This window comes from Pseudomonas huaxiensis, from assembly GCF_003231275.1.
In the GTDB taxonomy this organism is placed as follows: Bacteria; Pseudomonadota; Gammaproteobacteria; order Pseudomonadales; family Pseudomonadaceae; genus Aquipseudomonas; species Aquipseudomonas huaxiensis.
On the sequence record NZ_QKVL01000117.1, the window covers coordinates 1 to 1,909 of the forward strand.

The window sequence follows — 1,909 nt, forward strand, 5'->3', positions numbered from 1 at the left end:
GAAAAACACGGTGTATGTGGACGGCGGCAACGTCAGCGCCACCATCACCGGCACCACTGGCGGTGATTTCGAGAAGCTGAATGTCAGCTCCGCGCCTGCGGTCACCGCGGTCACCGACACCATCGACACTTCGACCGTGACCCTGACGGCAACGCCAAGCGTGGTAGAGGGCGGCGTCGTCACCTACACCGCCACCGTCAGCGCACCGGTCACCGGCGCACCACTGGTCATCAGCCTCGCCAACGGCCAGTCGATCACCATCGCGGTCAACGCCAGCAGCGGCTCGGTCGACTACGTCGCGCCGAACAACATCTACGCCACCAATCCGGCGCTGACCAACAGCATCACCGGCGTCACCGGCGGCAACTACGAGAAACTGGTCACCGCGGGTACTCCGTCGACCACCGTCAACGACAACCCGAACAACCTGGACACCACTGGCGTATCGCTGACCGCGACCGGCAGCGTGCAGGAAGGCGGTCAAATCACTTACACCGCGAAGCTGACCAATCCGGCCGGCACCGCGATGACGGTGACGCTGAGCAACGGTTCGACCATCTCCATCGCCAAGAACGGTACCGAAGGCAGCGTGACCATCGATGCGCCGAAAAACACCGTGTACGTCGACAGCGGCAACGTCAGCGCCACCATCACTGGCACCAGCGGTGGTGATTTCGAGAAGTTGAACGTCAGCAGCACGCCAGCCGTGACGGCCGTGACCGATACCATCGACACCAGCACCGTGACGCTGACGGCCACGCCGAGCGTGACCGAAGGCGGCGTGGTGACTTACACCGCCACCGTCACTGCTCCGGTAACCGGCTCGCCGCTGGTGATCAGCCTGGCCAACGGCCAGAGCATCACCATCGCGGTCAACGCCAGCAGCGGCTCGGTCGACTACGTCGCGCCGAACAACATCTATGCCACCAACCCGGCGCTGACCAACAGCATCACCGGCGTCACCGGCGGCAACTACGAGAAGCTGGTGACCACCGGCACGCCGTCGACCACCGTCAATGACAACCCGAACAACCTGGACACCACTGGCGTATCGCTGACCGCGACCGGCACCGTGCAGGAAGGTGGTCAGATCACCTACACCGCGAAGCTGACCAACCCGGCCGGCACCGCGATGACCGTGACCCTGAGCAACGGCTCGACCATCACTATCGCCAAGAACGCTACCGAAGGCAGCGTGACCATCGATGCACCGAAAAACACTGTCTACGTCGACAGCGGCAACGTCAGCGCCACCATCACCGGCACCAGCGGTGGTGATTTCGAGAAGTTGAATGTCAGCTCGGCCCCGGCGGTTACCGCGGTCACTGACACCATCGACACCTCGACCGTGACCCTGACGGCGACTCCAAGCGTGGTGGAAGGCGGCGTCGTCACCTACACCGCTACCGTCAGTGCTCCGGTCACCGGCTCGCCGCTGGTGATCAGCCTGGCCAACGGCCAGTCGATCACCATCGCGGTCAACGCCAGCAGCGGCTCGGTGGATTACGTCGCACCGAACAACATCTACGCCACCAACCCGGCGCTGACCAACAGCATCACCGGTGTCACCGGCGGCAACTACGAGAAGCTGGTAACTGCCGGCACCCCGTCGACCACCGTCAATGACAACCCGAGCAACCTGGACACCACCGGCGTATCGCTGACCGCGACCGGCACGGTCCAGGAAGGCGGCCAGATCACCTACACCGCGAAGCTGACCAACCCGGCCGGCACCGCGATGACCGTGACCCTGAGCAACGGCTCCACCATCTCGATCGCCAAGAACGCTACTGAAGGCAGCGTGACCATCGATGGCCCGAAAAATACCGTGTACGTGGATGGCGGCAACGTCAGTGCCACCATCACTGGCACTAGCGGTGGTGATTTCGAGAAGCTGAATATCAGTTCG

General features: G+C 63.3%; 1 protein-coding gene. It reads left to right on the top strand.

The features are described from left to right. Positions 1 to 1,909, top strand: a 1,909-nt coding sequence (locus DM374_RS32435; RefSeq protein WP_318531827.1) for an immunoglobulin-like domain-containing protein, incomplete at both ends; no start/stop codon positions are given.